Below are 5,702 nucleotides of genomic sequence, written 5' to 3'. Positions count from 1 at the left end.
GTGGGCGTGGTGACGCCGGACGCGCGGCACGCCGAGGTGGCGCGGCTCTTCCCGGAGGGGGATCTGGACGCGCCGGTGGTGGTGCTGACGGTGGGGCAGGCCAAGGGGCTGGAGTTCGACGCGGTCGTGGTGGTGGACCCGCAGGGCATCTGGGACCAGTCGCCGATGGGCGGGCAGGACCTGTACGTGGCGGCGACGCGGGCGACGCGGCGGCTGACGGTGGTGCACGAGGGCGTCCTGCCGGATGTGCTGTCCCGCCTGACCAATGAATCTACAATGTAAAGGCGGAGGGCGTTTTCAGACACCCCCGCAGGGGTCCTCACCGCAGACGAGCTTGTCGGCGACGTCACGGATGCTCCGGGTGACGTGGTCGAGAGCGCGCAGCGTGTCCAGGTCGAGGTGGTCCATGATGCGGCGGTAGTGTTCGTGGCCGGCGTTGTTGATCTCTTCGATGAGGGCGGTGCCCTCGGGGGTGAGCTCGACGCGGCGTACGCGGCGGTCGTGGGGGTCCTCGTGCCGGCAGGCCAGGCCCTGGGCGACGAGGCGGTCGACGATGCCGGTGACGGTGCCGAGGCCGACGCCCAGCGCCTGGGCGAGCTCCTGGCCTGAGGAGGAGCCGTTGATCGCCAGGAGCATGACGACCTTGAGCTGGCGCATGGTGAGGTTGGAGGTGAACAGGGGGGAGTGGTGCTGGGCGAACAGTCGCCCTAGGCCACGCTGGGTTTCGGTGATCCGGTGGATCAGGTCTTCGCGTTCGCTGCTCACGCTCACCTCTCGCCTTTCCTGAGAAGGCTATCAGGAAGTTCTGGTCTGGCTAAATGTTCGTATCAGGCGAAGTGTTAGTCTGTGGCGAACTCTTGGAGGGGGAGCCCATGACCGCTTTCGCTCGGTTGAGCTTGGTCAACCGCAGCCTTGTGATCCTGATCGCGCTGGTGCTCACGGGGTTCGGCGTGTTCGCCATTCCTCAGCTGAACCAGCAGTTGCTGCCGTCGTTGTCGTTTCCGGGTGCGTTCGTGGTGGCGCCGTTCCCCGGCGCCTCGCCCGAGATCGTCGAGGATCAGGTCACCAAGCCGATCGAGGATTCCTTTCAGGGGCTCGCCGGGATGGAGCAGATGACGTCGAGCTCGAAGGAGGGCCTGGCGCAGATTCAGGTGGCCTTCGAGTACGGCACCGACGTGGAGTCGTCGGTGAACAAGATGCAGCAGGCGATCAACCGGGTGGCGTTGCCGGAGGGTGTGGAGCCTCAGGTGGTGGCGGGCAGTACCGATGACATTCCGGTGCTGGTGCTGGCGGTGGGTGACGGCGGTGACGAGCGGTCGATGGCCGACAAGCTGCGCCGGATCCTGGTGCCGGAGTTGCAGGGCGTCGAGGGTGTGCGCGAGGTGTCGGTGACGGGCGCCCGCGAGGAGGTCGTGACGATCCGGCCGGATGCGAAGAAGCTGGCGCTGGCGGGGGTGTCGGTGGCGCAGATTCCCGAGGTGCTGAAGGCGAACGGCACGCCGATCCCGGCCGGGACGTTGACCGATGACGGCAAGGCGCTGACGGTTCAGGTGGGTTCGCGGGTGGACTCGCTGCTGGACTTGGAGAACCTGTATCTGACGCCGGCGCAGCCGGCGTCGGCTCCGCAGCAGGCTCGGCCTCAGCAGGGTCAGCCCCAGCCCGGACAGCCCCAGCCCGGGCAGACACAGAGCGGGCAGACACAGCCAGGGCAGGCGCAGGCGCAGCCGGGTCAGGGGGCGGTCGCGCAGCAGCAGGCCAGGCCGAAGCGGCTCAAGCCGGTGAAGCTGGGTGATGTGGCGGAGATCAAGCGCGGCCTGGCGGAGGCGACGACGCTCACCCGTACCGACGGCACGGCGAGTCTGGGTGTGGCGGTGACGATGTCGCCGGACGGTAACGCGGTGACGATCTCGCATGACATCCGGGAGAAGCTGCCGGAGCTGACCAGGGCGCTGGGCGACTCGTCGGACACGGCGGTGTCGGTGGTGTTCGACCAGGCGCCGTACGTGGAGGAGTCGATCGAGAGCCTGACCACCGAGGGTGTGCTGGGCCTGGTGTTCGCGGTGCTGGTGATCTTGGTGTTCCTGCTGTCGGTGCGGTCGACGCTGGTGACGGCGGTGTCGATTCCGCTGTCGGTGGTGATCGCGTTGCTGGCGTTGTGGGCGGGTGACTACTCGCTGAACATGCTGACGCTGGGTGCGTTGACGATCGCGGTGGGGCGTGTGGTCGACGACTCGATCGTGGTGCTGGAGAACATCAAGCGGCATCTCGGTTACGGCGAGGCGAAGCTTCAGGCGATCTTGACGGCGGTGCGTGAGGTGTCGGGCGCGGTGACGGCCTCGACGCTGACGACGGTGGCGGTGTTCGCGCCGATCGCGATCGTGGGCGGCATGGTGGGCGAGTTGTTCAGCCCGTTCGCGATCACGGTGGCGGTGGCGTTGCTGGCGTCGCTGGTGGTGTCGCTGACGGTGGTGCCGGTGCTGGCGTACTGGTTCTTGAGGGCGCCTGTGCTGAGTCCGGAGCAGGCGCGCAGGCAGCGTGAGGAGGCGGAGGCGAAGGAGCTGCGTTCGCCGTTGCAGCGGGCCTATCTTCCCGTGTTGCGGTTCGCGACCCGGTTCAAGCTGGTGACGGTGCTGATCGGGGTGGCGGTGTTCGTCGGCACGATGGGGCTGGCCGGCGGGCTGCAGACGAACTTCCTGGACGCTTCGGGCCAGAACACGCTGTCGTTGTCGCAGCGGATGCCGGTGGGCACTGATCTGGAGAGTACGGACAAGGCGGCGCGGAAGGTCGAGGAGGTGCTGGCCGGCCTGGACGGTGTGGAGACGTACCAGGTGAACGTGGGCGGCGGCAACGCGATGTCGGGCGGGGCGGTCGGCGGTGGCGCGGATCGGGCCTCGTACTCGGTGACGCTGAAGGAGGGCGCGGACACGGCGCGGGTCGAGCGGGTGTTGCGCGAGGAGATCGCGGGTTTGTCGGGCGTCGGCGAGGTCACGGTGGGTGCGCAGGCGGCCGGGTTCGCCTCTGACACGATCGACGTGATCGTGCAGGCTCCTGATGCCGAGGCGCTGCGTGAGGCGACGGAGTCGGTGACGGCGGCGATGGGTGAGGTGTCCGGGCTGGAGGACGTGTCGTCCGATCTGGAGACGAGTGCGCCGCGGGTCGAGGTCGTGGTGGACCGGGAGGAGGCCGCGGAGCGGGGTCTGTCGGAGGCGCAGGTGGGTCAGGCGGTGGCGCAGGCCTTCCGCGGGGCGCCGCTGGGTCAGATCACGCTGGACGGGCGGGCGAGTGACCTGGTGTTGCGGGGGTCGGACGCGCCGGAGGATGTGGAGGCGATCGAGAACCTGAAGGTGGCGACGGCGGCCGGGATGGTGAAGGTGTCGTCGGTGGCCGAGGTTCGGCAGGTGGCGGGGCCGACGCAGGTGAGCAGGATCGATGGTGAGCGGTCGGCGACGGTGTCGGCGAAGGCGGAGGCGGCCGATCTGGGAAGTGTGACGCAGGCGTTGACGTCGAAGCTGGACGGGTTGAGCCTGGCGGCCGGGGCGTCGTACGAGATCGGTGGGGTGTCGGCTGATCAGGCGGACGCGTTCGCCGATCTGGGTTTGGCGATGCTGGCGGCGGTCGCGATCGTCTTCCTGATCATGGTGGCGACGTTCCGTAGTTTCGTGCAGCCGGTGATTTTGCTGGTGTCGATCCCGTTCGCGGCGACGGGTGCGATCGGGTTGCTGGTGGCCACGGACACGGCGCTGGGCGTGCCGGCGTTGATCGGCATGCTGATGTTGATCGGCATCGTGGTGACGAACGCGATCGTGTTGATCGACCTGATCAACCAGTACCGGGATCAGGGCATGGGCGTGGTGGAGGCGGTGATCGAGGGCGGCCGGCGCAGGTTGCGGCCGATCCTGATGACGGCGGTGGCCACGATCTGCGCGTTGACGCCGATGGCGCTGGGGGTGACGGGTTCCGGCGGGTTCATCTCGCAGCCGCTGGCGATCGTGGTGATCGGTGGTCTGATCTCCTCGACGTTGCTGACGCTGGTGCTGGTGCCGACGTTGTACGTGGTGGTGACGCGTAAGGGCGAGGGTGAGGCGGGGCCGGCGAGCCCTCGGGTGCGTGAGGGCGCGGGCGGCGCGGGGACGCAGGATCTGGCCGGTCACCCGGCGTAGGGGGTTGCCGGTTGTGTGGCCTCCGCCGGTGTCGGGCGGGGGCCACCTTCCTGTGCGTCTACACGTGCGCCTACACGGTGGCTCCCCTCAGGAATGGGTGCTGAGCCTGATGGCGCGGCACTGGGCGGGCGGGCGAGACTGGGGTGGACAACAGCCCGGTCCCGGACCTGGTCGTACGGGATGACCTGTGGTGCGGCCGGGCGGCGACGACCGGGAGACAGGCATGCTCGCAGGTCACACGCTCCCTATCGTCAGGGAGCCCGCCGCGGTGGAGCCGGTGGGGTGGGCGTTGCTGGGTGTGCTGCCCATTGTGGTGGTCGCGTTGTGGACGGTGCGTGTCGTCAGGGCGGATGAGCGGCTGGTGGTGCATCGGGTGGGGCGGGTCGCCGGTGTGCGGGGGCCTGGGCTGGTGGTGGTGTGGCCGGTCGTGGAGCGCGCGGTGCGGGTGTCGTTGCGGCTGATGTGCCTGGATGTGTTCTGCTCCGAGGCGGTGACCCGTGACGGTGTGGCGGTGCGGGTGAGGGGCGGCGCCGTGGCCGAGGTGAGCGATCCGGTGCGGTTCGCGATGACGATGGACGGGCCGCTGGTGGCGGCCACGGTCGTGGCGGAGAGGGAGTTGCGCCGTCAGGTCGCCGACGCCGATCTGGCGGATCTGCCGGCGATGGCGGGCCGGTGCGGCACGGAGATGGCCGAGCGGATCAGTGAGACGACGAGCCGGTGGGGGGTGCGCGTCACTCTCCTGGACATCGACGATGTTCAGGTTCCGTTGCGGGGCGAGCTGATCGCCTGGGCGGACCGGCTGCGGGAGACGCGTCCGGGTGGGTAGGGGATGGTCTGACCGAGCCTTTGAGGTGGCCGCGATGAGCCTGCAGCAGCTGTACGCGGCGTTGCTGGCCGGCGGGGTCGTCCTGCTGGCCGGTATCGCCGCGGCGCGTACGGCGAGCAGGCTGGGACTACCCGGCCTGCTGCTGTTTCTCGCGCTGGGTGTGCTGCTGGGTGAGGACGTTCTCGGGATCGATTTCGACGATGCGGGGCTGGCGCAGACGCTCGGCATCTCGGCTCTGGCGATCATTCTCATCGAGGGTGGCCTGAGCACGCGGTGGAGTGATCTGCGGCGGCTGGTGGTGCCGTCGGCGCTGCTGGCGACGGTGGGCGTCGCGGTCAGTGTGCTGGTGACCGCGGCGGGCGCGCATCTGTTGCTGGGTATGGACTGGCAGCTGGCGTTGCTGCTGGGGGCGATCGTGTCGTCCACGGACGCGGCCGCGGTGTTCTCGGTGTTGCGTGCGTTGCCGCTGCCGCGCCGGGCGGCGGGGCTGGTGGAGGCGGAGTCGGGGTTCAACGACGCGCCTACGGTCATTTTGGTGCTGGTGTTCAGCACCGCGGCCGTGGATCTGCCCGGGCCGGCGTCCGTGGCGGGGCAGATCACGTACCAGCTGGTGGCTGGGGCGGTGATCGGGTTGCTGGTCGGGTGGGCGGGGACGGCGGCGTTGCGTTATGTCGCGCTGCCGGCGACCGGCCTGTACCCGCTGGCCACTTTGGGGC

The 5,702-nt window shown here is 69.2% G+C and carries 5 protein-coding genes; 4 read left to right on the top strand and 1 reads right to left on the bottom strand.

Features of this window, described 5'->3' with window-relative positions; genetic code table 11:
• Positions 1-282, top strand: a 282-nt coding sequence (locus GUY59_RS45780) for an ATP-binding domain-containing protein (RefSeq protein WP_161715084.1), incomplete at its 5' end; no start/stop codon positions are given.
• A 15-nt stretch (positions 283-297) separates the two neighbouring features.
• On the opposite strand, the gene GUY59_RS45775 is transcribed toward GUY59_RS45780, so the two are convergent.
• Complete coding sequence (locus GUY59_RS45775; RefSeq protein WP_171055656.1) at positions 298-765, bottom strand: MarR family winged helix-turn-helix transcriptional regulator; 468 nt, start codon at positions 763-765, stop codon at positions 298-300.
• A gap of 107 nt (positions 766-872) precedes the next feature.
• On the opposite strand from GUY59_RS45775, the gene GUY59_RS45770 reads away from it, so the two are divergent.
• From GUY59_RS45770 to GUY59_RS45760, 3 genes are all read left to right on the top strand, one after another.
• Positions 873-4,160 (top strand): efflux RND transporter permease subunit, encoded by a 3,288-nt coding sequence (locus tag GUY59_RS45770; protein WP_138208690.1) that lies wholly within the window; start codon positions 873-875, stop codon positions 4,158-4,160.
• A 223-nt stretch (positions 4,161-4,383) separates the two neighbouring features.
• A complete protein-coding gene (locus GUY59_RS45765; protein WP_161715083.1) occupies positions 4,384-4,986 on the top strand; it encodes an SPFH domain-containing protein in 603 nt (200 codons plus the stop codon).
• A 34-nt stretch (positions 4,987-5,020) separates the two neighbouring features.
• Positions 5,021-5,702: cation:proton antiporter domain-containing protein (locus tag GUY59_RS45760; RefSeq protein ID WP_201762133.1), on the top strand; the 682-nt coding region annotated here is incomplete at its 3' end.

This window comes from Nonomuraea sp. K271, assembly GCF_009908215.1.
Lineage (GTDB): Bacteria > Actinomycetota > Actinomycetes > Streptosporangiales > Streptosporangiaceae > Nonomuraea > Nonomuraea longispora.
The sequence above is the reverse complement of the archived record's forward strand: the minus strand, read 5'-3'. Positions and strand labels throughout refer to the sequence as shown.

What these genes read in the sequence shown, in the direction of transcription:
- GUY59_RS45770 (WP_138208690.1), top strand. Translation starts at nt 873, where the DNA reads ATGACCGCTTTCGCTCGGTTGAGCTTGGTCAACCGCAGCCTTGTGATC.
- GUY59_RS45765 (WP_161715083.1), top strand. Translation starts at nt 4,384, where the DNA reads ATGCTCGCAGGTCACACGCTCCCTATCGTCAGGGAGCCCGCCGCGGTG.